Origin of the sequence: Falsihalocynthiibacter arcticus, from assembly GCF_000812665.2 — a bacterium.
Lineage (GTDB): Bacteria > Pseudomonadota > Alphaproteobacteria > Rhodobacterales > Rhodobacteraceae > Falsihalocynthiibacter > Falsihalocynthiibacter arcticus.
Window position 1 is genome coordinate 352,277 of sequence record NZ_CP014327.1, and the last position, 21,321, is coordinate 373,597.

Genomic DNA, 21,321 nt, shown 5'->3' on the forward strand with positions numbered 1-21,321 from the left:
AGAAGCGATCACATTGGGGAGGCATTGAAGGTAAACAATGTCTCGCCATTGATGGTGTAGCCATCGATCAACATTTTCGCATGCTCCCCGTGAGCCACCCTTCCAATGTTTCCACCATCTCGGATTTGACGTGTGGATGCAATTCGGGGTTCACGGGGATATAGGCGTATTGATTGAATAAAGCGGGGTCGCCCGCGAACAGAAGTTCAAGATCCGCTTTGTTGCCAAAATTCAACCAACTCGCGCGATCTGACATAACATAGGCGTCCATTCCCGCCGCCGTATTTAGCGTGGCCCCCATGCCAGACCCAAGCTCGCGGTACCAATCGCCGCCAGCCTTTGGGTCGACACCCGCACTCTCCCACAGGGATTGTTCCTTTTTATGGGTACCACTGTCGTCGCCTCGGCTCACAAAAACCGCCTCGGTTGATGCAATGTTTTCAAGCACTGAGGTCGCGTCTTTTGCTTTGGAAATTTCGGCGGGGTCTGCCTTGGGTCCGATGAAAACAAAATCGTTGTACATGATTTCGCGGCGGTGTGTGCCATAGCCATCCTCAAGGAATTTCTCCTCGGCACCGCGGGAGTGCACAAGGATCGCATCCACGTCGCCCGCCTCGCCCAGACGCAAGGCTTGCCCTGTTCCAACCACGAGCAATTCTACGTCAAAGCCGAGATCTTCCTTGATCGCTGGCAGCAAAATATCGGACAGGCCGGAGTTGTGAAATGACGTCGTAACAGCCATTTTCATGCTGTCTGAAAATGCGGCGCTGGTTGTCAGTAAGAGGGCGAGTCCCGAAAAAACGATGGGTTTCATTCTACAATATCTCCGTTTAAAAACATTTTGGTTTCAGTGTGTTTTGGTGTCGCATAGAACTGCGCGGCTGGGCCTGTTTCGTGAATCCGCCCCGACAACATGAATACGACATCTGTTGCTAGACGGCGTGACTGTCCCAAGTCATGGGTCGCCATCAGAATACGCGTGCCGGATGCGGCCGTGTCCAGAAGGATTTTTTCAATTTCGCGTGTCGCATGCCCATCTAGGCTAGCACAGGGTTCATCCAAAAAGAGCACTTCTGGACGCCGAATAAGCGCACGGGCAAGGGCCAGCTTTTGTTTTTCCCCACCGGACAGGCGCGGTGCCTGTTGATCCAGTTTCGCGAGTAATCCAATGCGCGAGGCCCATTCTCGTGCGCGCTCCTTGGCCTCCGGTTTCGGAGTTTTACACAGATCGAGAGGATACATAAGATTCTGCTCAACACTGCGACGCAGCATGATCGGGCTTTGGAAGACGAAGGATTGGGAGTTTTCAGCGATCTCCACAGGTTGCGCCCAATTTACGCTCCCCTGTGATACGCGCTCAACCCCGTGCATTAAGCGAAGAAACGTCGTTTTTCCAGCGCCGTTCGGCCCCAATACTATCGTGATCCCATGGCCAGAAACTTCATGTGTCACGGGACCAATGAGGCGTTTTCCCTTACGCGAAACCACGGCCTCGTTGAGGTTCAACGGTAAAATAGACGTCACCATCGCCCCTCCCTTTCGGTGCGGGTCAGCCCGTGGATGGCAAGATTTACCACAACGGCCAATCCGATCAAAACGAAGCCAAGCCCCATTGCGAGCGCAAAATCGCCTTTCCCCGTTTCCAAAGCAATTGCCGTCGTGAGAACCCGCGTGACGTGGTCGATATTCCCGCCAACAATGATGATCGCACCGACTTCGCCAATGGCACGCCCAAATCCGGCAAGAGAGGCCGTCAACAAGGCGCGCCGCCCATCCCACAAAAGTGTCGCGACGCGCTGGCGTGGGGATGTGTTCATCGAGATCAGAAGATCGTGATATTCCGCCCAGAGTTCGCGCATGCTTTGATGCGCAATGGAGGCAATAAGGGGCGCAATGATAATCACTTGGGCGATGATCATCACCGTGGGCGTAAAGAGCAATCCGAGTACCCCAAGCGGCCCCGATCGCGAGAACAGCAAGTAAACAAACAGGCCAACCACGACGGGCGGGAGCCCCATAAGCGCGTTCAACATTGCGATCGCCGTGCGCCGCAATCGAAACCGACGAATTGCAAGCCACGTGCCAAACGGCAAAGCAATAAGGGAGGCAATAAGCGTCGCGCTAAGCGAAACTTGAAGCGAGCGCAGAGTGATGTCGACTAGGTCTTTGTCAAAGGTGATGAGCAAAAGCAAAGCCGCCTTCAACCCTTCATAAATCTCCGTCATGCGTCACTACAACCTTACTACTCCCCAAAATACTGGGGGTTTTTCAACGTTGTCGCCCATTCAATGACAGTTTCAAAGCGATATCCACCCTTGGGCAGGAAAATTATCCGCCCAAAGGGAATTTTCTTTAGACTGAACGTGTGAGCCCACCATCAATCCGGAAGTTTTGTCCAGTCGTATAGGCAGAGTCGTCGGACGCAAGATAGGCGATGAGGGCCGAGACTTCTTTGACCGAACCATAGCGGCCCATTGGGATGCGCGCGCGGCGATCTTGGGTTTCGGGGAGGCTGTCGATGAAGCCTGGCAACACGTTATTCATCCGCACTTGATCGCCCGCGTATTTGTCGGAAAATAGCTTGCTGAACGCGGCAAGACCCGCACGGAAAACGCCGGAGGTCGGGAAAAGCGGATCGGGCTCAAACGCCGCATAGGTTGAGATATTGATGATTGAGCCTGCTTTCTGGGCCTGCATAATCGGAGTCACAAGGCGCGTTGGGCGAATGACGTTCATCAAATACGCTTCCATCCCGAGGTGCCAATCCTCGTCACTGATGTCCAAAATGGGTCCCTTTGGGCCGTGCCCCGCGGAATTAATGAGAACATCGATGCGGCCCCATTTGGCCATCGCTTGATCCACTAAGGATTGAAGCGCATCGCCGTCAAGATTGGAGCCTGTGACACCGACTCCGCCGAGTTCATTCGCCAAGGCTTCGCCTTTTCCCGAGGAGGACAGGATGCCGACGTGAAACCCCTGCTGGGACAAATGGCGCGCGGCGTCCGCTCCGATGCCGCTACCGCCTGCTGTGATTAAGGCTACTTTTGAGTGTGTCATTGTACATGTCCTATTTGTTGATTTGCGCCGAGTATCACTTGAGAAACACCCCTTGACCAATCATGTCTTGTCGCGTCAGACTGTAGGAAATCTACTGCGTAGTTGGAGCTACAGTGCGAAACATCAACCTCAACACCCTTCAAATGTTTGACGCCGCTGCGCGCCATCAGAACTTCCGCCTCGCAGCTGAAGAGTTAAATCTGACGCAAGGGGCCGTCGCACAACGGATTCGGCAATTGGAAACGGATCTGGGGCAGCCGCTTTTTGAACGCTTGCCGCGCGGTTTAAAACTTACCAAACAAGGCCAAGCCTATCACAAATCAATCCACCAAGCGCTGGCAATTATTACCACGGCAACGGCCGTTTTCAAACCAGACGGACGGCGCATGACACTGAGTGTTCCGCCATCGTTTGCGACAAAATGGTTGGTGCCTCGCCTGCCCGATTTTGAGTGGGCGCACCCAGAAATAGAGCTGCAAATTCGCGCCGAGGAAGGCCTCGCTGATTTTAAGAACGACGGAATTGATTTGGCGATCCGTCAAGGCGCGCCGCCCTTTGCCGAAAATCTCGACTGGGCCCTCTTTGCCCCGTTAAACCTTGTCGCAATAGGGCACCATGATCAGCCGATTACCAGCGTATCAGACTTCGCTCGCTACACCCTCATTCAGGACAGCCACAAACACTGGGATGCCCTGATTAATGCCGAAGAAATCGCACCAGAGCGCCGTTTTCTTCAATTCAACCAGACCGCGCTCGCGATGGATGCCGCTCAAAACGGCCAAGGTATTGCGCTTATCCCGCATATTTTCATCAACTTGACAGACAAAGCCCAGCGGGTGCTGTGGTCCCTCCCCGCCAGCGATAACGTTGGGTTTTACCTCGTTTGGCTAAAGTGCGCCGCGCAGAAAACTGCGAGCGTTGCGGTGCGCGATTGGCTTTTGGGCGCTCTGCCGCCCCGCTAGAGTTTGGGGCGGCTAGCCATAGTTTTATCCGAGCCGTCGGAGGAGTTCTAACGACGGTTCGCCCGTCATCGACAGGCCAACGCTGCGTTGATAATCCCGAATGGCGTCGCGGGATTTGGGACCAATGACGCCATCACTTCCGCCCGTGTCAAACCCCCGTGCGGTCAAGCGTTCCTGTAGTTTGCGGCGATCATCAATCGTCATCCCGTTGCTGTCAGGCGGGAAGCTTGTCACCAACGGGCCTGCGCCTGCAATCCGATCCGACAAATACCCAACGCCGATGCCATAATTCACCGAGTTATTATAGCGTAGGATGACATCGAAGTTTTGGAACACAAGAAAGGCCGGTCCCGTGGAACCTGCGGGCAGCAAGAGCGCGGCCCCGCCGTGATTTGGGATCGATCCACGCGCAGCTTTGACGCCAAGCGCGCCCCATTCTGATGCTGACTTCCGCTTTCCACGCCCTGCGAGGGATGTATTGAAACCTGATGGCAAAATGACCTCAAGGCCCCAGATTTGCCCCCGTTTCCAACCAGATGCCGAAAGATATGCCGCCGCAGAAGCAAGGGCATCGGTGGGGTCGTCAGACCAAATGTCGCGCCGTCCGTCGCCTTCAAAATCTACAGCATAGGCGGCGAATGTTGTGGGGATAAATTGTGTGTGGCCCATCGCGCCCGCCCAGCTTCCGACCAGATTATCGGGGGCGACATCGCCGCGCTGAAGGATTTGCAAAGCCGCGATAAGTTGCTTCTCAAAAAAGACCCCCTGCGACCGTCAAAGGCCAAGGTCGATGTTGCCGAGACGACCGAAATATCGCCACGACGCGCGCCATAGTTACTTTCCATTCCCCAAATCGCGTCCGTAGTTTGTCCGGGCACGCCGTAGCGCGCTTCAATTTCCGAGAAGAGCTTTGCACGCTGCTGAAGCTTGGAGCGCCCCTCTATGACTTTGTCATTGGAGGCAACAATGGCCAAATAATCTTCGAGTGAGCGGGAAAATTCCGTTTGGTTTCCATCCCGTTCAACCACCCCAGGCAGGAAGCCTGCATTGCGAAACGCAGCGTTGAGAGTAGCTTGCGAGATTCCCTGCGCCTGTGCCCGCGAGCGAAAGGAAGCGACCCATGCGTCGTACCCTGCGTTGGCCTGAGGACGCAGCCCCGGATCCTCAACAAGGCCGCCAACGTCGCGACGCCCACCGCCTGATGAGCAGCCCGCCAAAAACGCGGCCAAACCCGCGTTCACAATCCATCTGCGTGTCATGTTCATTCGAGGGTCCTTCCGAAATGTCTTTGAGAAATAAATTCTCACTCAGATTCAACAGAGAATACTGCCGCGCCTCTGTGTGTTAAACGCGAACCTACCTTGGCTCAATCGGAAACATTCCAAAACACCTTTCAGGCAATCAACCGCGGATACCGCCCTTGTGATCCTGTTTGAATAGAATACAATTTCTCGAAAGCGACGCACTGGGAACCGACCCTAGGCGCAGGCCGAATTTTGACCAATGAAGTGGGGAACAGAAATTGCGTATTCTATTTACAGGGGGGTCAGGTAAGGCTGGTCGGCATGTCTGCAGATATTTGCGCGATCAAGGGCATCGGGTGGTCAACGTCGATCTTACGCCCCTAAACGAAGTGGGTATCGACAATCTTCAAGCCGACATCACCGACTCAGGCTCCATGTTCAACGTGATGACAAGCTATGCAAATTTTGATGAAATGGAAGCGGGAACGGGCGTACCAAAGTTCGATGCCGTCGTGCATTTCGCCGCCGTCCCCCGCATTCTGATCAAGCCAGATCACGAGACATTTCGGATCAATACCGTGGGCACGTACAACGTGATCGAAGCTGCTGTAAAACTGGGAATTCCCAAGGTTATTTTTGCCTCTTCAGAAACCACCTATGGGGTTTGCTTCTCAGATGGTACAGTCAATCCGCATTATTTGCCCGTCGATGAAGACTATGATGTCGACCCGATGGACAGCTACGGTTTGAGCAAAGTCGTTAACGAAAAAACGGGCAGCGCCTTTCAAAGACGTTCTGGCATAGACATTTACGGACTTCGGATCGGCAATGTCATTGAACCCGACGAATACGAGAATTTTCCTGCGTTTTTCGCGGACCCCGGTGTTCGTCGCCGTAATATTTTTTGCTATATTGACGCGCGGGACCTTGGTCAAATTGTGGACCTATGCCTCAAGAAAGACGGCCTCGGCTATCAGATTTTCAATGCGGGAAATGACACCAATTCGGTTAATATTCCAAACTCCGAAATTCTCGAGCGCTTCTTTCCAGGCGTGCAACTCAACAGAGAACTGGCGGACAACGAAGCATTGTTCTCGAACTTAAAGATCCGAGAAGTGCTAGGATTTAAAGAGCAGCACAATTGGCGCCAATACGTGAACGCGGAATGACCTGAGCAAGATAACGGCCGGATTACGGAGCATCGGGTGGTGCAGAAAGCCGACATACGGCCTGCGCCACCTCGATGCCAAACGAAGGGCTGACAAGCTACCTAAGCAGCAATATACTGTCCGCTATCAATTATTTAACGTTGAGTGCGTTTTCATGTTTACTTCGATGCAATGAGGACGGGCGCATCGTTGGTCATACTGCCCTATTGCAGGCATTTCCTCGCAGTGGCCGCCTAACAAATGAACGCATACAGCAGGTTGCGGACTTGCTGTTTCTAGTGCAACTGCGCGCGTACCAGATAGCCTTCGACCTTATCCTCACCTAGTGCCCTAAGTGCCTCTAGGCGATGATACCCCTCGATCAAAACGAAACCTGTTTTTCCAGTCCGCAGTCTGATTGGGGTCGTCTGACCATTTTCTAGCATGTCCTCCGCAATCGCCTGCAACTTGCCGAGATCAAGTGTCTTTTTGCGCTTGGCTGGAACACGGATATCCGAAATTAAAAAGTGCTCTTTGGTCAACATATCTCGACACTGCATCGGTTTTCCCAAATTAGCCAGCCCCATGAGAGGATTGGCCGTAAGATTAACTGAATAGAGAATAATCGAAGGAGGCGCGGAAACTCCTGAGCAACCCTCCCAAGACGTCTTTGAAGACCAATTCGGTTTCCCCTGCCCTTTGGACATCTTCTTCTACCGTGTCGAAACACCCCATAATTGAATGTTCCGTTGGCTTGAGAAGTGAGAAATATGGCGAAGCGATTAAAATCCGGGCTGCGTATTTCCGCTAAACTACTGATTTGGAAAAAACAAAACCCCCGTCGACGAGGCGCGGGGGTTTTAAGAAACGGGTTACCCCGCCAATTTCATGAAATCGATTAGAAAGGAGTGCCTAAAGGCCGTTCTCACGTTCCCGACTCTTGCGAGCCAATTTACGCGAACGACTAATGCCTTCGGCTTTCTCACGAGCTTTCTTCTCAGAGGGTTTCTCGAAATGTTGCTTGAGCTTCATTTCACGAAAAACACCCTCACGCTGAAGTTTCTTTTTCAGCGCACGAAGAGCTTGATCGACGTTGTTATCACGAACAGATACCTGCATGTGGTTTTCACCACCTTCCTAAGTTTAAAATTTGCAAAAAATTGCAGGACATGGTCCTTTAGCAAGCAACGAGCCAAATGTCTACTAGGTACATTGCTGAACCTAACTGAATCGCCACAAATAATGACGAAAGTTTTCACTTAGCTTCAGCCCGCAACGAACTTTAGTGGCTTTTCCATAAATAACTAGTCCCGTGGGCAAGAGGATGCGTTGTCCATGGCAACCCAAATTACTATGCTCGTTTTGGTTTTTAAGTAGATAGCCCGTCCAAAACGATCCTGATCTTCTCCTCAGAAGAATACTGTTTGCGGGTGGGTCACTTAATATCCTTGACGATCTTCTCGCCAGGACTTTTCCGAGCTCCAGTTGTTTGTCTCATCTTCCACGCCTTGGTGGTCAGGATGAGACAAATAACTCTCTCTTATCAAATTACGCGATTTGGCCCCATAGGCGCTGACGTCAGGCACTCTGTCCGTAGAAAAACAGTCTTTACGACGTCTATTGCATGGTTTGGCGAATAACCCCGTTACGTCGCGAATCCATGCAAGTATCCAAGCGTATATTAGCTCGAACGTTTTCAGGACATCACTACTCTAGCCCACTATTTTTCGGAAATTACTATTCGATTGGTTGGCTTTTCAAGCAAACGTGTCTGAGTCTAAAAGCGCATCAATTGAATGATACATAAAGAGTAAAACCATTAACGGAGGCGAGCGCGGATCAGTTGCTCCAGTTTGCAACCACGTCAAAACCGACGGCCTTAGGGGCGGATTCCATATAGTCAGAGAATGCGCCCCATAGTTCCGCAACTTTTGCGGTATTGGCGTTCGAAGTTGCCTCACTCTCGACAACAGAAATAACATAGCCGCTTCCATCCTCATTCGCGACATTAATGAAATTATGCATCCCGGGCATTCCCATAATTTGGCTCTTAAGTGAATTTATGATCGCTGTCGTGGCTTCCATTGAGCCGGGCTTCATCTTGTATTGTGTGACGCGTGCAAACATTTTGGTCCCTCTCCCATGATATATAGCAAGCCAAGACCGGTCGGCCTCGGTCGCGCGAGTGTAACATGGAACCATGGGAAACCGAAATCTGTACAAATTGGAATGAGGAACAGGAGATAGGAGGCGCGTTTTTCTCTGAGTTTTTAAAGGCGGCATTTGGAACGGCATACTTGGGACTATAAGGGATTTGGCCTGCTATAGGTTGGCACTATCCGAGCAAATCTTGAGTGAGGCAAATTTCGCCGCGATTGCGAACCTTTGGATCAACCGCTCCTGCCGTTGAAGTAATACGAACCCGATTATCCATTAAGTTCTTAGGGTGATTTGGGGACTCGACCCAAAAACGCACGGCCTCGCCTCGCGTACGAGGGTAGCATTGCTGTGGGGTAGTATTTGCCGTCCCTTGCTAACAGAAAAACTGCATGTCGCACGATCCTTTACGTAAATCTAACGCCAGGTCAGTTGGTAGCGATACATGCGGCTTATGTTTTCTAAACCCATTTCAAATTCAATACCCGTACTTTCCATGCGAACTTTTGATGAACTTTGTCCGGAAATATTCGAACTGTGTGAAAAGTGACTGTTTTCGCCATCCATTTAGAGTGTTTGGATACAGCCCGAGTCAGTCTGGCTTCACTCTTTAAAATAGAAAGTCCCTTACCGTCACCTACTTGGCCGAGAATGCCTGTTTGCTTGATTGCACCGAAAGCAGTACTACCGCACGGAGTGTGGACATGATCATCTCTTGTTTACTAGAGATCAAAACATGGATTTCCGAGGCCGCGCGCGGCCCCGGAAATATGCGTCATGTCTTATTGCGAAACGGCGAGGTTGTTGGTTCCAGCGCCAGTTTGCGTGAAGATCGTGCTATTGCTGTTGCCGGTTTGTAGCACAGCAGCTTGATTGTTCGACGAGGTCACGGTTCCCTCAATCATATTATTGCCACCAATCTGGGCAAAGGCAAACAAGTTATCGTTACCGGTTATGATAGTCCCTGAGATTAAATGGACTGAAGAATTAGTTCAGATACTTTTGAGTTGAAAGATTTAGAAATGCCAGTTTTCATCACTCTTACAAATGTTAATATATCCGACCCAAGTTTCTGGGCTGGGCTAAACATCGACGCCGAGAGCACAATTGATGCTAGCGCTGTCTCAGATGAGATTGAAATCACAATGAGTGGTAATTCAATCGAATTCACCCTCCAACCTCAAGGGGTGGTGGTTGGCTCTTTTACCGATAGCGATATCGCAGGTGGATCTTTCAGCCAGATAGTCGAGTTTAAGGGCAACGACGGAGACAGTACCGTCAGCGGATCTGTTGGCTTGGATCGCTCTGGCTACACTGGCGGATCTGGTGACGATACCTTTACCGACGATGGAGCAGACGGCGGTGGTTTGAATGGTGGTGGTGGCGACGATATTCTTATCGGTGGTGTTGGCAACAACAATATAAGTGGCGGCGATGGTAATGACATTTTGCGTGGTGGTGACGGCAACAACAACCTTTATGGAAATGACGGCAACGACACTCTTTACGCTGATAACGGCTCTGGAACTCTGCTAGGCGGCATGGGCGACGACGTTGTCTACGCGGGCCTAAATACAACATTTGCAAGTGGCGGCGTTGGTAACGATACTCTCTACATCCCCCTAGGCTCGACGTCAGCACCCTTCTCTCCTGGGGGTACGAATGGCACCGTAACTTTGCCAAACGGCGACAGGTTTGTGTATCTTGAATTCCAAAATGTCGAAATTGCTTGCTTTACGCGAGGTACTCCAATCCGCACACCAAACGGCGAGGTTGCAATCGAAGATCTTCTGGTTGGCGATCTGGTAACAACGCAGGATCATGGCTCGCAGCCTATCCGCTGGATTGGGAGAAGAACAGTTGCTGGTCTTGGGGAATTCGCTCCCGTCTGCTTTAAGCTCGGCACAATCGGCAACCGGGAGACACTGCGCTTGTCGCCGCAACATCGGGTTCTTGTTAAAGACTGGCGAAGCGAGATGTTGTTCGGTGAGTCTGAAGTTCTTTGCGCCGCAAAACATCTGTGTGATGGGGACCGAGTTTATTCAGAACCTTGTGAAGAAGTTACTTATTTCCACATCATGTTCGACCGCCATGAAATCGTTTATTCTGGCGATGCGACCTTGGAAAGCTTTCTGGTTGGAGAACATGTCACAGAACGGAACCAAAGCACTTATGATGAGCTGCTTACGCTTTTTCCAGAACTCAATGACCTCACACACGCAGCCCGTCAAATTGCCTACCCTCAGATCAAGAATTATGAAGTGGCGCTACTCAGGTAACTGAGTGTCAAATGCATCCTGCGCGATAACTCAATTTACTCCGTTGATCCTTGGCTAATTCATAAAAACAATTCTTTCGGCGCTAAGTCCACTCTGAGCTTTGGAATCGAGACGACTGCGAACATTCGCGCGACACTGGGAAAGCAACCAACAAGGCCGCAATTTATGAACGACCCTACCCGCGTCGAGATTAGTGATGATGATCGTACTGAAGCTGCAAAGCGACTTCGCGCTGCAGCCACTTCCTTGCGGCGAGCAGCTGGGCATGTCAGCCACACTGGCGACACCGTTTACTTAGACGCCTTCATCGACCAACTCGGCATAATTGCGCATGATCTAAAGAAAGCTGCGTCGACCATCGAACCTTCTACATTGCGTGGGCTTCAACAAGTTAAAACAAAGGCAATCCCAGTCACCATCCGCGACATTGAGTATCCAAGCATGGCTGCCGCCGCACGCGCCCTCCACGTAAATATCAGCGCAATTAGGTCGCATTTGGAGGCAGGGACACTAGACGACATTTCGGCAATGCACACGGCCGCCCGAGCGATTACAATCAGGGGCATCGAATACCCAAGCATGAAGGCTGCGGCCCGCGCCCTTCACGTCAGGGTCGGAACCGTCCGCAAGCATCGAGACAGCTCTACGCTCGACAACGTCGGCCTGAGAAGACGGAAGTAATAGCTATAAGCCGTGCGTCAACCGTCTTATTTTGCCAGAAACGAGCCTAAGAGACCGCTAACCGAACCCGAAGGAACTTCAGTTGAACTGACCCCTTTGATCAAGATGCAAATACCTTATTCAAATTTGCAAAGCCTTTCACCTCAATCGGATTTCCAGATGGATCCCGAAAAAACATTGTTGCCTGCTCGCCAGGTTCACCCTCAAAACGCAGACTTGGCTCGATTACAAAATCGACAGCTTTCTCTTTCAATCGCTCCGCAAGCACCTTCCAATCCTCAATCAAAAGGACAACCCCCAAATGCGGCATGGGAACCAAATGTTCACCAACTTTCCCAGTCGAACGCGTTTCAAACGGCACACCCAAATGCAGCGATATTTGGTGACCAAAGAATGAATAGTCTACCCAAGTCTCCGTCGAGCGCCCCTCAACGCAGCCGAGCACATCGCCATAGAAAGCGCGCGTTTCATCAAGGTCCGTCACATTGTATGCCAGATGGAAGGGGGTAAGCATTGCCATTTTCCTTATTTTGATATGTCTAGAATATTTTCTTGGCAGGAGCACGAAGTCGCCCCATTTGGGCTGAGCACAACCCCCTGCCCAAACTGAGCAAGCAATATTTCCCGTTCATAGTCCAAGCAAGCCAATCTTGGTGGTACTAAATTTTTGCCTTGCCTGTAGCCCTGCAGCTCGCAAATTACGGAGGCATTGTGCCGCCAACGAATATTATCAATATTTATCAAAAAGTTAAATGGTGCCCAGGGGCGGAATCGAACCACCGACACGAGGATTTTCAATCCACTGCTCTACCCCTGAGCTACCCGGGCACGGGGAACGAATAAACGTTCGGGTTGCGGTGTTCTAGACGCGGTGAGGCATGGTGTCTAGGGGCAAAGTGCGAAAAAACTAATGCAGGTGCGAATTAGGCTTTTCCAACTCCGACTGAGCATCCGCAAGGTCCTCAATTTCCTCGGCTGGAGTGGTATATGTGCCGTTAAACCAACGCCCTAAATCAATATCCGCGCATTTTTTGCAGCAAAAGGGGCGGTACTTAGGATCGCTTTTACCATTACAGATCGGGCACGACATTTAGAGACCATCCTTTAAGGGCAGACGCTCGCGTTTGCGCTGCAATTCAAAATGGCCAAGCGGCGTCCACCCAGCCATAGAGGTGTCTATAGAGTCACTTTTGAAGGCAATACGAATAATGCTTTCGAGGGTTTGACGGTCTTTCTTGGGCATGGGCGCCAGATCCAGTGTGACCTGGCCGCCAAGGCCTCGCACGCGTAATTGTCGCGGCAGGTCCCGTACCGCAGCAATATTGGCTTTGAGGCCAGCCGCAGGAGAGGTATCCCCGCCTGTGTTCACATCGACCGCAACGAGCGCACGCGTTGGTTCAACATACATACTCGCCCCGCCCGAGAGTGGCACAAAAGACGACAAGGCCTGATCAATCAACTCATCGACTTCGAAGGTCACAAAGGCCCCTGCTTCGTCCGACATTGTGTCCGGTGTTGGCCAATCTCGCCACGCAAGAAGGTGAGCGTTAGGGCCATCAAGCAGCAACTCGGGCGCATTCCCTTCGGCCCCCAAAACGCCCTCGGCCTCACCTAGCATATGGGCGACATCCTCAGCAATTTCTTCTGGATCTGATGTTTCACAAATCGAACGTAAAATGAGGCCAAATTTGCTTTCCCCCATTACGGAATGAGCAATTCCCAACAATTCGTCGCGTTTATCGTCATCCCGAATACCGCGACTGATGTTGAAACCTGGCGCATTGGGGGTGACAATTGCGTAGCGGCTTTTGAACAGGATTTTTGCCGTAACAGGCACGGCTTTTCCCTCTTCGGCAAAGCCGGTCACTTGCACCAGAATAGGTTGACCTGGGGCAAGACCCCGTCCCTCACGCAAAAATCCAGTCACACCAGGAAGACGTACCATCATTCCGCCCTGCCCCTTCATAGGCCGGTCACAAAATGCACGGTAAATAGCCCCAGGAATGGGAACATTCTTATCGGCGGGGTCGATCAAAAAATCGGAGAGTTTCCCATTCTCAAGGAGTGCTGCGGCAGCACGTCCTTTATAGGTATCCAAGACTACAGTGCGACCCTTCATGAGACCTCCAGCGGGTAACCCGCGCTTTCAAGCAATTGTGCCGTTTCCGTCAACGGAAGGCCAACGACGCCCGTATATGAACCATTAATCCACGGAATAAACCGCGCAGCATAGCCTTGGATGCCATAGCCCCCCGCCTTGCCCTGCCATTCATTCGTCGCAATATAGGCTTCGATATCTTTGTCAGTGAGAAGCTTCATCCGCAGAATGGTAACGGTTTCTTTTTCCGTAATTTTATCGCCTTGGCGCAGGGCGACCGCCGTGACCACACGGTGCCGCCGGCCAGATAGTCGCCGTAAGAATTCGCGGGCTTCATCCGCATGCGCGGGCTTTCCAAGAATGCGACGGCCGATAGCCACAATCGTATCCGCCGCCAGAACGGTCTCATCGTCAGCGGCTTCAACGGCTAGCGCTTTTTCACGGGCAAGACGTTGGCAATAGGGGCGAGGATATTCGCCGCTTTTTGGCGTCTCATCGATATCGGCAGGGCGCACCGCAAAAGGCTCCACGCCAATCTGCGCCAAAAGTTCGGCGCGACGTGGGCTTGCGGAGCCTAAAACGAGCCGCATAGCTTACTTAAAGCGATAGTTAATGCGACCTTTGGTAAGGTCGTACGGGGTCATCGCGACTTGAACTTTGTCTCCAGCAAGGACACGAATGCGGTTCTTGCGCATTTTGCCTGCCATATGTGCGATGATCTCATGGCCGTTTTCCAGCTCGACTCGAAACGTCGCATTTGGCAAAAGCTCTCTAACGACGCCCGGAAATTCGAGCTCTTCTTCTTTGGCCATGTTTTCTCCAATTGGTTGCTTGCCGCGGTATCTCCGCGAGCGTGTACTAAATGCGCGTCCTTGGGCGGACTTTCAAGAACTACTTCACCAAATTGCGGGGTAATTTCCGATTTAGAGAGAATTTTCGGGTATTCCGAAACGTTCTAGCAACTGATCGCGGATTTGATCCCGTGTTTGGCGATAACTTAGCAGGCGTTCCTCGCGCCCTTCGCCAAGGCCCGTCGGATCTAGAATCGGCCAATATTCAATCTCGATATGATATATGCGGGTCAAATCCAGTACCCGACGTTGGCTTGCGGGTGACAATGCGACGACCAAATCATAGCTCGAAAGATCATCGCCCCACTCTTGCATTTCGTCAAACGAACGGCTTCGGTGCCGTGAAAGCTCGACCCCGATTTCCTTGCAAACCGCAATTGCGAACCCATCAATCTCCAGATCGTTTTTAACACCCGCCGACTGGATATAAATGGATGTCCCGTAGAGCGCCTTCATAACGCCCTCCGCCATTGGTGAACGCACGGCGTTATGATCGCAACAAAAAAGAACTGACGTCGGACGCGACTTCGCCATCTACCCTCCGAAATGCAGAACGCAAATAAGGGTAAAAAGCCGACGGGATGTTGCGTGATCCAACGTGGCTTTGCCCTCAAGACGTTCCTGAAGGACGCGTGCGCCTTCGTCGTGAATACCGCGCCGCGCCATATCAATCGCTTCGATTTGTCCGGGTGGCAGGTTTTTAACCGCTGCGAAGTAGCTTTCACAAATTTGGAAATAATCGCGCACAACCTGACGGAACGGGCCCAGCGCCAGATGAAATTCCGCCGCTAGCCCCTCGTTAAGGTCAGATATTTCAAACACCAAACGCCGCTCACGAATGGCAAGCTTCAGGTGATATGGCCCAACGGGGGGTATTCGATCATCGCGCGCAGGAAGGGCGAAACTGTTTTCCTCCAACAGATCAAAAATCGCCACGCGGCGTTCTTGTTCAATTTGCGGAGTCGGAGGTGCAAGCCCACCATCATCAATATCAATTTCTGCAATTCGATCGGTGGTCATATAAAATGCTACTCGTTTAAGCTGTCGAGCCGCAAGCGGATAGACAGGCCGTGGGCCTCAAGGCTCTCGGATTTGGCCAATCGCTCTGCTGACGGGCCGATTGCGCGCAGGGCCTCTGGCGTCATTTTTGAAAGGGTGGTGCGCTTGAGGAAATCCATGACCGAAAGACCAGAAGAAAAACGCGCTGAACGTGCGGTCGGCAATACGTGATTTGGGCCGCCGATATAATCGCCAATGGCTTCGGGCGTAAATGCGCCAATGAAAATCGCACCTGCGTGTTTGATTTTTGCGGCCATTGCATCGGCATCTTGAACGCAAATTTCGAGGTGCTCGGGGGCAATTCGATCTGACAGCGTTACGGCATCATTGAGAGTCGCGACAGTAATGACCGCTCCGAAATCGCGCCAGCTTGGCCCCGCGATCTTCGCCCGCTCAAGCGTTTCTAACCGCTTTTCAACGGCTTGAACAACTTGAAGGCCGAAATCAGCATCATCGGTGATGAGGATACTTTGGGCACTTTCGTCATGCTCGGCTTGGCTCAATAAATCCACGGCAATCCAATCTGGATTGTTGTGCTTATCCGCAATCACCAAAATTTCGCTGGGGCCCGCAATCATATCAATACCGACTTTGCCAAAAACACGCCGCTTTGCCGCCGCCACAAACGCGTTGCCCGGTCCGGTAATTTTATCAACGGGGGCAATACTCGCCGTCCCATATGCAAGGGCTGCAATCGCTTGCGCCCCGCCAATCCGATAAACTGTATCAACGCCCGCAAGCCGCGCCGCAAAAAGCACAAGTGGGTTGCAAACGCCATCAGGTGTCGGCACGCAGATCGCCAAGCGCTCAACCCCTGCCACCTTGGCCGGAACCGCGTTCATCAGCACTGAACTTGGATAGCTGGCAAGCCCTCCGGGAACATAAAGTCCCGCAGCAGAGACTGCACTCCAACGCCAACCTAGTGTGGCACCAACATCATCTGTAAAGCTGGCATCTTCGGGCATTTGGCGCAGGTGATAGGCCCGAATACGCTCCGCCGCCATCTCAAGTGCTGCGGCGTCCTCGACGCTTACTTTCGCACACTCCGCATCAATTTCGCTTTTCGAAAAGGCGATTGTTTCTGCCGTCACCTCAAACCGATCAAACTTGCGCGTCAACTCAATGACAGCCTCGTCGCCCCGCGCCCGCACGTCGGCAATGATTTCAGCCACGACCGCATCTACATCGGGGCTGTCTTCGCGCTTTGTCCCAAGGAACGCTGCGAAATCCGCCTCGAAATTGGCGTCTTGGGCGTTCAGGAAAAGAGGCATCTATTTACTCCGGATGGTGAGGAATGTGTTTTGACGGAGCAATATAAGGTCGCGTCACATCCTGCAATGAGACATTAATGCATTCCACATCAAGCCCAATGGCCCCGTCCCCCGCAAGGGTCAAAACAAGACGTCCCGCGCCATCCTCAGTCGGTTCAAAATGCACCGTCAGAACAGACAAAACCGTGTCTTTTTGCTGCGGATCGATACCTTGACTCAAGACCTTGGTTACGTCCTCAAAGGCAAGGATTGACCGCACGCGCTCGACAGGGCGGTTGCGTGCCTTGGCTTGCGCAACATCTTCCCAACGGAACCGATTGCACAAAATCGCAAAACGGCGTTGCGCGGGAAGCCATGACATTTCCGAGCCAAGGAAAACAGCGTCCTGCACAAGGCCCGAGATGACCCCTAGATCGGTCGCATCAACGGCCACCAATTGGATTGGCTTCTCTGCTCCGTCTTCAAAGCTGGCATCTTGTGTCATTCTTTCACCCGTTCAATTTGTGCGCCCATTCCGGCAAATTTGGCGACCACATGTTCATAACCGCGATCCACATGGTATACCCGCGAAACGACGGTTTCACCCTCAGCGGCAAGGCCAGCCAAAATGAGCGACACAGAGGCCCTCAGATCGGTCGCCATAACGCGCGCACCCTTGAGACGCTTCACGCCTTTAACGGTTGCAACACCGCCCTGAACGTCAATATTCGCCCCCATACGGATAAGCTCCGGCGCGTGCATAAACCTGTTTTCAAAGATTTTCTCTTCCAAAACGCTGGTGCCATCAGCCGTACACATAAGCGCCATCATTTGGGCTTGGAGGTCTGTCGGGAACCCGGGATAAACTTCGGTAACCACATCCACCGAATGAATTAAGTCGCCTTTGCGTGCAACCACTAGGCCTTTTTCGGTCTCAGTGACACTTACGCCAGCGGCATCCAGTTTCTCACAGAAAGCGGCTAGCAAATTGATCCGCCCACCCAGCAATTCAACTTCGCCGCCAGCGATCGCAGGGGCGAGCATATAGCTGCCCAATTCAATGCGATCAGTCACAACGGGATGGGTCGCGCCGTTCAATCGGTCAACGCCCTGAATGGTAATCGTCGAGGTGCCTTCACCTTCGATTTGTGCGCCCATTTTACGCAGACAATGCACCAAATCGACGATCTCGGGCTCGCGCGCCGCGTTCTTGAGCACGGTCGTTCCCTTGGCCAAAGTCGCGGCCATCACGGTGTTTTCCGTGGCCCCAACGGATGCAAACCGCAGCTCATGCACCGCGCCTTTTAACCCGCCGCGTGCAATCGCGTGTAAATAGCCTTCTTTGAGTTCTATCTCCGCGCCCATTGCCTCAAGCGCCGCAATATGGAGGTCCATCGGGCGGGCGCCAATTGCGCATCCTCCAGGAAGCGAAACAATCGCATGCCCCAAACGGGCCAACATCGGACCAAGCACCAAGTTCGATGCCCGCATTTTGCGCACGATTTCGTAATCGGCCACATGGTTGTCGATATTATGTGAAGACAGCGCCAAGACTTTTCCGTCCTGAAGGCTCGAAACTTCCGCCCCCAACGATTCCAGAAGGGCAGACATCGTTTTGATGTCAGATAAGCGCGGCGCATTGGTGAGCGTCAGCGGCTCTTCCGACAACAACGTCGCAGGCATCAGCGTCAGGCAGGCGTTTTTTGCGCCAGCAATTGGAATCTGCCCTTTGAGCGGGCCATTCCCCTTAACAACAATTGAATCCATTCTCTGCCCTACTCTGCCTATTTATCTTGATCATTCACGACGCTGCGCGCGCGTGCTTGGGATTTACGTTTGGCCATATTTGCCTTCAACGCCGACTTTAGCCGGTCGTCACGGGTTTTTCCCGTTTTTTGCGCCGGCTTTGCCCCCCCTTGAGTTGCTGCGGCCTTTACACTTTTATTTACTGGTTCTTGGCTCATATTTGACTGTCTACCCTAGCAAAGGGAGGCCGTCCAGTAACCGAGACCCCATCCAAATCTATTACGTGAGATTTGAGCCTACATGGTAAAAAACGGCCGGATTTTCCGCACACCGGATATGGTCACCCGTAATTGGGCGAAAAGACCCTTGCCTCGCGTCCGAATTGCGTCTAATCAGCCGCCAAGCCTCGTGCAAACGGGCTGCTGTAGCTCAGTGGTAGAGCGCGTCATTGGTAATGGGTAGGTCCATTCTAAATTGATGTGTTTGAACAATGAGTTAGCAAGACGAAGGAATAATTAATAGGGTATTAGTAGGGCATATGCTCTAACGCCCTAAGTTTTATAGGCTGCTGTAGCTCAGTGGTAGAGCGCGTCATTGGTAATGACGAGGTCGGGAGTTCAATTCTCCCCAGCAGCACCATAAAACACTGATTTTAAAGTAATTTTTCTCTAAATGTCGGTGCACTAACTTTTACTGCCCCAATCGACACGCTCCGCCAGATCCCACTGGACTTGGACAGCACATTTGTCTTTACCGCACTTGGTTCCAGTCAAAGAGAGCCCTTGCACTCAGTCCTTAGACTCTTTCAATTCCTGGATGCGCTCGGAAATGCGTTCAACAGGGCCGCGCAACCGATCAACGTTGATAATTATATAACCGCCAGTCACGTCAGCGGATGAGCGGTGGTTAAGCAATCGTTTGAGCGCATAGTGCGGAATGTCCAGACTTTCAGCAATGGTGATGTAAGTTCTGCGCAAATCATGAAGAGTGAAAGATACACCTGAGGCAGCAGCCACCCTTTGATGGAACTTCTTAGGCTCCACAATGTGACCTGCTGGACCATTGCCGGGAAACACCCATGGGGATACCCCCGCGCTTTCTTTTCTCTCCCGAAGCAAATTGAGCAGATAGTCAGAGAGTGGAAGTATTAGGGGATCGCCGTTTTTAGTCGTCGGCAAGTGCAGCTTAAGCTCTTCAAGGTCGATGTTCTCCCATCGCAGGCTTGCTATCTCGTTGCGGCGCATCCCGGTGAAAAGTGCGAGCAGGAGGAAGTCGCGCGAGTATTCGGGTTCTTCCATCACAGCGATCCACCACGCGGGAAGCTGTTTGGCCTCGATAATTGTTTGGCGTCGCCGCTCCTTGTTCCAAGCTCTCGCTTGGTTAAGAATACTCACCGGATTTGGTGGAAAGTTATCTTCCGTTGCGGCGTTAAAATTGTAGACCGAGCGAAAATGACGGAACGCATAATTCGCAGTGATCTTTCCATTTCTGCGCGACATCTCTTGGTGTTTTTTCAACACCATCTGCTTCGTGATCTCACTGATTGGCTTATTCGCCCACGACTTTAAGTAGATGAAACCTGTGCGCGAATAATTCTCTACCGTTGCTTTTGCAAAATCTGGTCTGGCATCGAAGAACTTATTGAATGCTTTTTCAACGGTGATCTTGTCGGCTGCGTCTTTGCGCTTTTCAGCCGTTGGATCAACGCCGTCTGCCATGTCACCCAAGACGACGAGTGCCTTACGCCGCGCTGTTTCTGGTGGAAAAAGGTCAGCCCGCCCGATTGTAACGCGTCTGGTGCGACGATTTACTTGTCCTTCGACAATGTATGTTTTTGATTTAGCTCCGACGCGTACTCCAAACCCCGGCAACATCGTATCTCGATAGATTGCCTGCCCGCTTTCGGGGTGCGGTATGTCATCAACACTGCGGCGGGTAAGACGTAGGTTTGGCATTGTGACCTCCTTATAGTCACAACTCAATATAGGCACATTTCGAGAAAAAGCTCGACTTTTCTTATGGTTATGTGATCGCAGCGCACTGCGTCCAGTACAATGAAACGCTATCCAACTCTGTGGTGGCAGCCAGAATTGAAAGCGGGACCGATCACGATCATCTGCGCCAATCTTAACCGTACCACCCCGCGTTCCTCGCTGCGATCTGCTATGGTAAGGTCGGCGGTTGGAGTCCGTCATGGGGCACCACCCGTTCAAAAATTCAGATGTTTTCCCGCGTCAGGATGACGATCTGGTCACCAAATTGCCAAAATCCCAGGGCGGCTTTTCCGCTCTGGCGCTTCACTGCTCAAAGGGGCGCAGATCGGCGTCTACATTTTTCACTGTTGGTAAGGCTTACGATTCTAAGATTTGACTTAATTTAGAAAAATATGAAGCGCGAAGGTCGTGGCAATGGAAATTGCACCTAGTCCTACGGTAACTTGTTTGATGACAAAGAACGCTGTTTGCAAAAAATAGGCGGGATGATTTCTGTTAAATTTGTAGCCTTGCTCCTTTCTGTTCAAGGCATGCTCCACAGACAAGTATGCGCAAAGATACTGAAAATAGTCGCTCGCAATTGAAATGACTGCGAACGCTCCTGCTATGTTGATCCAGATTTCATAATTTTGAATGTAGGTCTTCGAGAATTCCGCGTCAGAGGCCTGAACGGCAAAAACCCAAGCAACAATTCCAAAGGCAACAAACCGGGTCGTTTCGCTTAGCCGAGAAGTGACGACGGTCTTTTGCTCCAGACGCTCTCTGTGAGCTGCTTTCTTTTCTGTCTCGGTCATT

General features: G+C 51.9%; 25 protein-coding genes, 2 tRNA genes and 2 pseudogenes. 6 read left to right on the forward strand and 23 right to left on the reverse strand.

Annotation, left to right across the window (positions count from 1 at the left end; translation table 11 throughout):
* Positions 1-8: 8 nt before the first annotated feature.
* The 4 genes and pseudogenes from RC74_RS01755 to RC74_RS01770 form a co-directional block, all read right to left on the reverse strand.
* Positions 9-814: pseudogene (locus RC74_RS01755) on the reverse strand (ABC transporter substrate-binding protein).
* Positions 811-1,527, reverse strand: a complete 717-nt coding sequence (locus RC74_RS01760; RefSeq protein ID WP_039004499.1) for an ATP-binding cassette domain-containing protein — start codon at positions 1,525-1,527, stop codon at positions 811-813. The pseudogene RC74_RS01755 and the gene RC74_RS01760 overlap by 4 nt, the downstream one beginning before the upstream one ends.
* Positions 1,521-2,225 (reverse strand): ABC transporter permease, encoded by a 705-nt coding sequence (locus RC74_RS01765; RefSeq protein WP_039004500.1) that lies wholly within the window; start codon positions 2,223-2,225, stop codon positions 1,521-1,523. The genes RC74_RS01760 and RC74_RS01765 overlap by 7 nt, the downstream gene beginning before the upstream one ends.
* Positions 2,226-2,352: 127 nt before the next feature.
* On the reverse strand, positions 2,353-3,057 hold the full coding sequence (locus RC74_RS01770) for an SDR family oxidoreductase (RefSeq protein ID WP_039004501.1): 705 nt from the start codon (positions 3,055-3,057) through the stop codon (positions 2,353-2,355).
* A 113-nt stretch (positions 3,058-3,170) separates the two neighbouring features.
* Here RC74_RS01770 and RC74_RS01775 point away from each other — a divergent pair, with 113 nt between their 5' ends.
* Positions 3,171-4,019, forward strand: coding sequence for a LysR substrate-binding domain-containing protein (locus tag RC74_RS01775; protein WP_039004502.1), 849 nt, complete (start codon positions 3,171-3,173; stop codon positions 4,017-4,019).
* A gap of 24 nt (positions 4,020-4,043) precedes the next feature.
* Here the strand turns inward: RC74_RS01775 and RC74_RS23655 are convergent, their stop codons facing one another.
* Both RC74_RS23655 and RC74_RS01780 read right to left on the reverse strand, forming a co-directional pair.
* Positions 4,044-4,223: a peptidoglycan-binding domain-containing protein gene (locus RC74_RS23655; RefSeq protein WP_417935183.1), complete on the reverse strand. Its 180-nt coding sequence runs from the start codon at positions 4,221-4,223 to the stop codon at positions 4,044-4,046.
* A gap of 114 nt (positions 4,224-4,337) precedes the next feature.
* A pseudogene (locus tag RC74_RS01780) lies at positions 4,338-5,284 on the reverse strand (lytic murein transglycosylase); the annotation flags it as partial.
* A 257-nt stretch (positions 5,285-5,541) separates the two neighbouring features.
* Here RC74_RS01780 and RC74_RS01785 point away from each other — a divergent pair.
* Positions 5,542-6,432, forward strand: coding sequence for an NAD-dependent epimerase/dehydratase family protein (locus tag RC74_RS01785; RefSeq protein ID WP_039004504.1), 891 nt, complete (start codon positions 5,542-5,544; stop codon positions 6,430-6,432).
* A gap of 275 nt (positions 6,433-6,707) precedes the next feature.
* On the opposite strand, the gene RC74_RS01790 is transcribed toward RC74_RS01785, so the two are convergent.
* From RC74_RS01790 to RC74_RS01800, 3 genes are all read right to left on the reverse strand, one after another.
* Entirely contained in the window at positions 6,708-6,971 is a 264-nt protein-coding gene (locus tag RC74_RS01790; RefSeq protein WP_236940012.1) for a ParB N-terminal domain-containing protein, read from the reverse strand.
* A 352-nt stretch (positions 6,972-7,323) separates the two neighbouring features.
* On the reverse strand, positions 7,324-7,530 hold the full coding sequence (rpsU, locus tag RC74_RS21525; RefSeq protein ID WP_082802156.1) for a 30S ribosomal protein S21: 207 nt from the start codon (positions 7,528-7,530) through the stop codon (positions 7,324-7,326).
* A gap of 720 nt (positions 7,531-8,250) precedes the next feature.
* The gene (locus RC74_RS01800) at positions 8,251-8,538 is read right to left on the reverse strand and encodes a hypothetical protein (protein ID WP_039004507.1); all 288 of its coding nucleotides are present in this window, start codon (positions 8,536-8,538) and stop codon (positions 8,251-8,253) included.
* Between the two features lie 734 nt (positions 8,539-9,272).
* On the opposite strand from RC74_RS01800, the gene RC74_RS22025 reads away from it, so the two are divergent.
* From RC74_RS22025 to RC74_RS01810, 3 genes are all read left to right on the forward strand, one after another.
* Positions 9,273-9,428 carry a hypothetical protein gene (locus RC74_RS22025; protein ID WP_156477396.1) on the forward strand — a complete coding sequence of 52 codons (156 nt, stop codon included), beginning with the start codon at positions 9,273-9,275 and terminating at the stop codon, positions 9,426-9,428.
* A gap of 162 nt (positions 9,429-9,590) precedes the next feature.
* Entirely contained in the window at positions 9,591-10,847 is a 1,257-nt protein-coding gene (locus tag RC74_RS01805; protein WP_039004508.1) for a Hint domain-containing protein, read from the forward strand.
* Between the two features lie 165 nt (positions 10,848-11,012).
* A complete protein-coding gene (locus tag RC74_RS01810) occupies positions 11,013-11,528 on the forward strand; it encodes an NUMOD1 domain-containing DNA-binding protein (RefSeq protein ID WP_039004509.1) in 516 nt (171 codons plus the stop codon).
* Positions 11,529-11,628: 100 nt separating this feature from the next.
* On the opposite strand, the gene RC74_RS01815 is transcribed toward RC74_RS01810, so the two are convergent.
* From RC74_RS01815 to RC74_RS01865, 12 genes are all read right to left on the reverse strand, one after another.
* Positions 11,629-12,042, reverse strand: coding sequence for a VOC family protein (locus RC74_RS01815; protein ID WP_039004510.1), 414 nt, complete (start codon positions 12,040-12,042; stop codon positions 11,629-11,631).
* 239 nt (positions 12,043-12,281) lie between these two features.
* Positions 12,282-12,356, reverse strand: a tRNA-Phe gene (locus RC74_RS01820).
* Positions 12,357-12,435: 79 nt separating this feature from the next.
* Positions 12,436-12,618, reverse strand: a complete 183-nt coding sequence (locus RC74_RS21530) for a DNA gyrase inhibitor YacG (protein WP_082802157.1) — start codon at positions 12,616-12,618, stop codon at positions 12,436-12,438.
* Positions 12,619-13,647, reverse strand: coding sequence for a ribonuclease E/G (locus RC74_RS01825; protein WP_039004511.1), 1,029 nt, complete (start codon positions 13,645-13,647; stop codon positions 12,619-12,621).
* Entirely contained in the window at positions 13,644-14,216 is a 573-nt protein-coding gene (locus RC74_RS01830; RefSeq protein ID WP_039004512.1) for a Maf family protein, read from the reverse strand. The genes RC74_RS01825 and RC74_RS01830 overlap by 4 nt, the downstream gene beginning before the upstream one ends.
* A gap of 3 nt (positions 14,217-14,219) precedes the next feature.
* Positions 14,220-14,438 carry a translation initiation factor IF-1 gene (infA, locus tag RC74_RS01835; protein ID WP_039004513.1) on the reverse strand — a complete coding sequence of 73 codons (219 nt, stop codon included), beginning with the start codon at positions 14,436-14,438 and terminating at the stop codon, positions 14,220-14,222.
* Between the two features lie 111 nt (positions 14,439-14,549).
* Positions 14,550-15,011: an arsenate-mycothiol transferase ArsC gene (locus RC74_RS01840; RefSeq protein ID WP_039004514.1), complete on the reverse strand. Its 462-nt coding sequence runs from the start codon at positions 15,009-15,011 to the stop codon at positions 14,550-14,552.
* A complete protein-coding gene (locus tag RC74_RS01845; protein WP_039004515.1) occupies positions 15,012-15,497 on the reverse strand; it encodes a UPF0262 family protein in 486 nt (161 codons plus the stop codon).
* 8 nt (positions 15,498-15,505) lie between these two features.
* Complete coding sequence (gene hisD, locus RC74_RS01850) at positions 15,506-16,807, reverse strand: histidinol dehydrogenase (RefSeq protein ID WP_039004516.1); 1,302 nt, start codon at positions 16,805-16,807, stop codon at positions 15,506-15,508.
* A gap of 4 nt (positions 16,808-16,811) precedes the next feature.
* Entirely contained in the window at positions 16,812-17,291 is a 480-nt protein-coding gene (locus tag RC74_RS01855) for a DUF2948 family protein (RefSeq protein ID WP_039004517.1), read from the reverse strand.
* Complete coding sequence (murA, locus tag RC74_RS01860; RefSeq protein ID WP_039004518.1) at positions 17,288-18,553, reverse strand: UDP-N-acetylglucosamine 1-carboxyvinyltransferase; 1,266 nt, start codon at positions 18,551-18,553, stop codon at positions 17,288-17,290. The genes RC74_RS01855 and murA overlap by 4 nt, the downstream gene beginning before the upstream one ends.
* Before the next feature lie 17 nt (positions 18,554-18,570).
* Positions 18,571-18,750, reverse strand: a complete 180-nt coding sequence (locus RC74_RS01865) for a hypothetical protein (protein WP_039004519.1) — start codon at positions 18,748-18,750, stop codon at positions 18,571-18,573.
* Positions 18,751-19,096: 346 nt separating this feature from the next.
* On the opposite strand from RC74_RS01865, the gene RC74_RS01870 reads away from it, so the two are divergent.
* Positions 19,097-19,171 (forward strand) — tRNA-Thr (locus RC74_RS01870).
* A gap of 149 nt (positions 19,172-19,320) precedes the next feature.
* Here RC74_RS01870 and RC74_RS01875 read toward each other — a convergent pair.
* Both RC74_RS01875 and RC74_RS01880 read right to left on the reverse strand, forming a co-directional pair.
* Positions 19,321-20,487: a tyrosine-type recombinase/integrase gene (locus RC74_RS01875; RefSeq protein WP_039004520.1), complete on the reverse strand. Its 1,167-nt coding sequence runs from the start codon at positions 20,485-20,487 to the stop codon at positions 19,321-19,323.
* Between the two features lie 416 nt (positions 20,488-20,903).
* Positions 20,904-21,320, reverse strand: a complete 417-nt coding sequence (locus RC74_RS01880) for a hypothetical protein (protein WP_039004521.1) — start codon at positions 21,318-21,320, stop codon at positions 20,904-20,906.
* Position 21,321: the final 1 nt, after the last annotated feature.

Excerpts from the sequence above, each read along its gene's own strand:
- RC74_RS01760 (WP_039004499.1), bottom strand. The coding sequence starts at position 1,527 with ATGGTGACGTCTATTTTACCGTTGAACCTCAACGAGGCCGTGGTTTCG.
- RC74_RS01765 (WP_039004500.1), bottom strand. The coding sequence starts at position 2,225 with ATGACGGAGATTTATGAAGGGTTGAAGGCGGCTTTGCTTTTGCTCATC.
- RC74_RS01770 (WP_039004501.1), bottom strand. The coding sequence starts at position 3,057 with ATGACACACTCAAAAGTAGCCTTAATCACAGCAGGCGGTAGCGGCATC.
- RC74_RS23655 (WP_417935183.1), bottom strand. The coding sequence starts at position 4,223 with ATGACGATTGATGATCGCCGCAAACTACAGGAACGCTTGACCGCACGG.
- RC74_RS01790 (WP_236940012.1), bottom strand. The coding sequence starts at position 6,971 with ATGCAGTGTCGAGATATGTTGACCAAAGAGCACTTTTTAATTTCGGAT.
- rpsU (WP_082802156.1), bottom strand. The coding sequence starts at position 7,530 with ATGCAGGTATCTGTTCGTGATAACAACGTCGATCAAGCTCTTCGTGCG.
- RC74_RS01800 (WP_039004507.1), bottom strand. The coding sequence starts at position 8,538 with ATGTTTGCACGCGTCACACAATACAAGATGAAGCCCGGCTCAATGGAA.
- RC74_RS22025 (WP_156477396.1), top strand. The coding sequence starts at position 9,273 with ATGATCATCTCTTGTTTACTAGAGATCAAAACATGGATTTCCGAGGCC.
- RC74_RS01805 (WP_039004508.1), top strand. The coding sequence starts at position 9,591 with ATGCCAGTTTTCATCACTCTTACAAATGTTAATATATCCGACCCAAGT.
- RC74_RS01810 (WP_039004509.1), top strand. The coding sequence starts at position 11,013 with ATGAACGACCCTACCCGCGTCGAGATTAGTGATGATGATCGTACTGAA.
- RC74_RS01815 (WP_039004510.1), bottom strand. The coding sequence starts at position 12,042 with ATGCTTACCCCCTTCCATCTGGCATACAATGTGACGGACCTTGATGAA.
- RC74_RS21530 (WP_082802157.1), bottom strand. The coding sequence starts at position 12,618 with ATGTCGTGCCCGATCTGTAATGGTAAAAGCGATCCTAAGTACCGCCCC.
- RC74_RS01825 (WP_039004511.1), bottom strand. The coding sequence starts at position 13,647 with ATGAAGGGTCGCACTGTAGTCTTGGATACCTATAAAGGACGTGCTGCC.
- RC74_RS01830 (WP_039004512.1), bottom strand. The coding sequence starts at position 14,216 with ATGCGGCTCGTTTTAGGCTCCGCAAGCCCACGTCGCGCCGAACTTTTG.
- infA (WP_039004513.1), bottom strand. The coding sequence starts at position 14,438 with ATGGCCAAAGAAGAAGAGCTCGAATTTCCGGGCGTCGTTAGAGAGCTT.
- RC74_RS01840 (WP_039004514.1), bottom strand. The coding sequence starts at position 15,011 with ATGGCGAAGTCGCGTCCGACGTCAGTTCTTTTTTGTTGCGATCATAAC.
- RC74_RS01845 (WP_039004515.1), bottom strand. The coding sequence starts at position 15,497 with ATGACCACCGATCGAATTGCAGAAATTGATATTGATGATGGTGGGCTT.
- hisD (WP_039004516.1), bottom strand. The coding sequence starts at position 16,807 with ATGCCTCTTTTCCTGAACGCCCAAGACGCCAATTTCGAGGCGGATTTC.
- RC74_RS01855 (WP_039004517.1), bottom strand. The coding sequence starts at position 17,291 with ATGACACAAGATGCCAGCTTTGAAGACGGAGCAGAGAAGCCAATCCAA.
- murA (WP_039004518.1), bottom strand. The coding sequence starts at position 18,553 with ATGGATTCAATTGTTGTTAAGGGGAATGGCCCGCTCAAAGGGCAGATT.
- RC74_RS01865 (WP_039004519.1), bottom strand. The coding sequence starts at position 18,750 with ATGAGCCAAGAACCAGTAAATAAAAGTGTAAAGGCCGCAGCAACTCAA.
- RC74_RS01875 (WP_039004520.1), bottom strand. The coding sequence starts at position 20,487 with ATGCCAAACCTACGTCTTACCCGCCGCAGTGTTGATGACATACCGCAC.
- RC74_RS01880 (WP_039004521.1), bottom strand. The coding sequence starts at position 21,320 with ATGACCGAGACAGAAAAGAAAGCAGCTCACAGAGAGCGTCTGGAGCAA.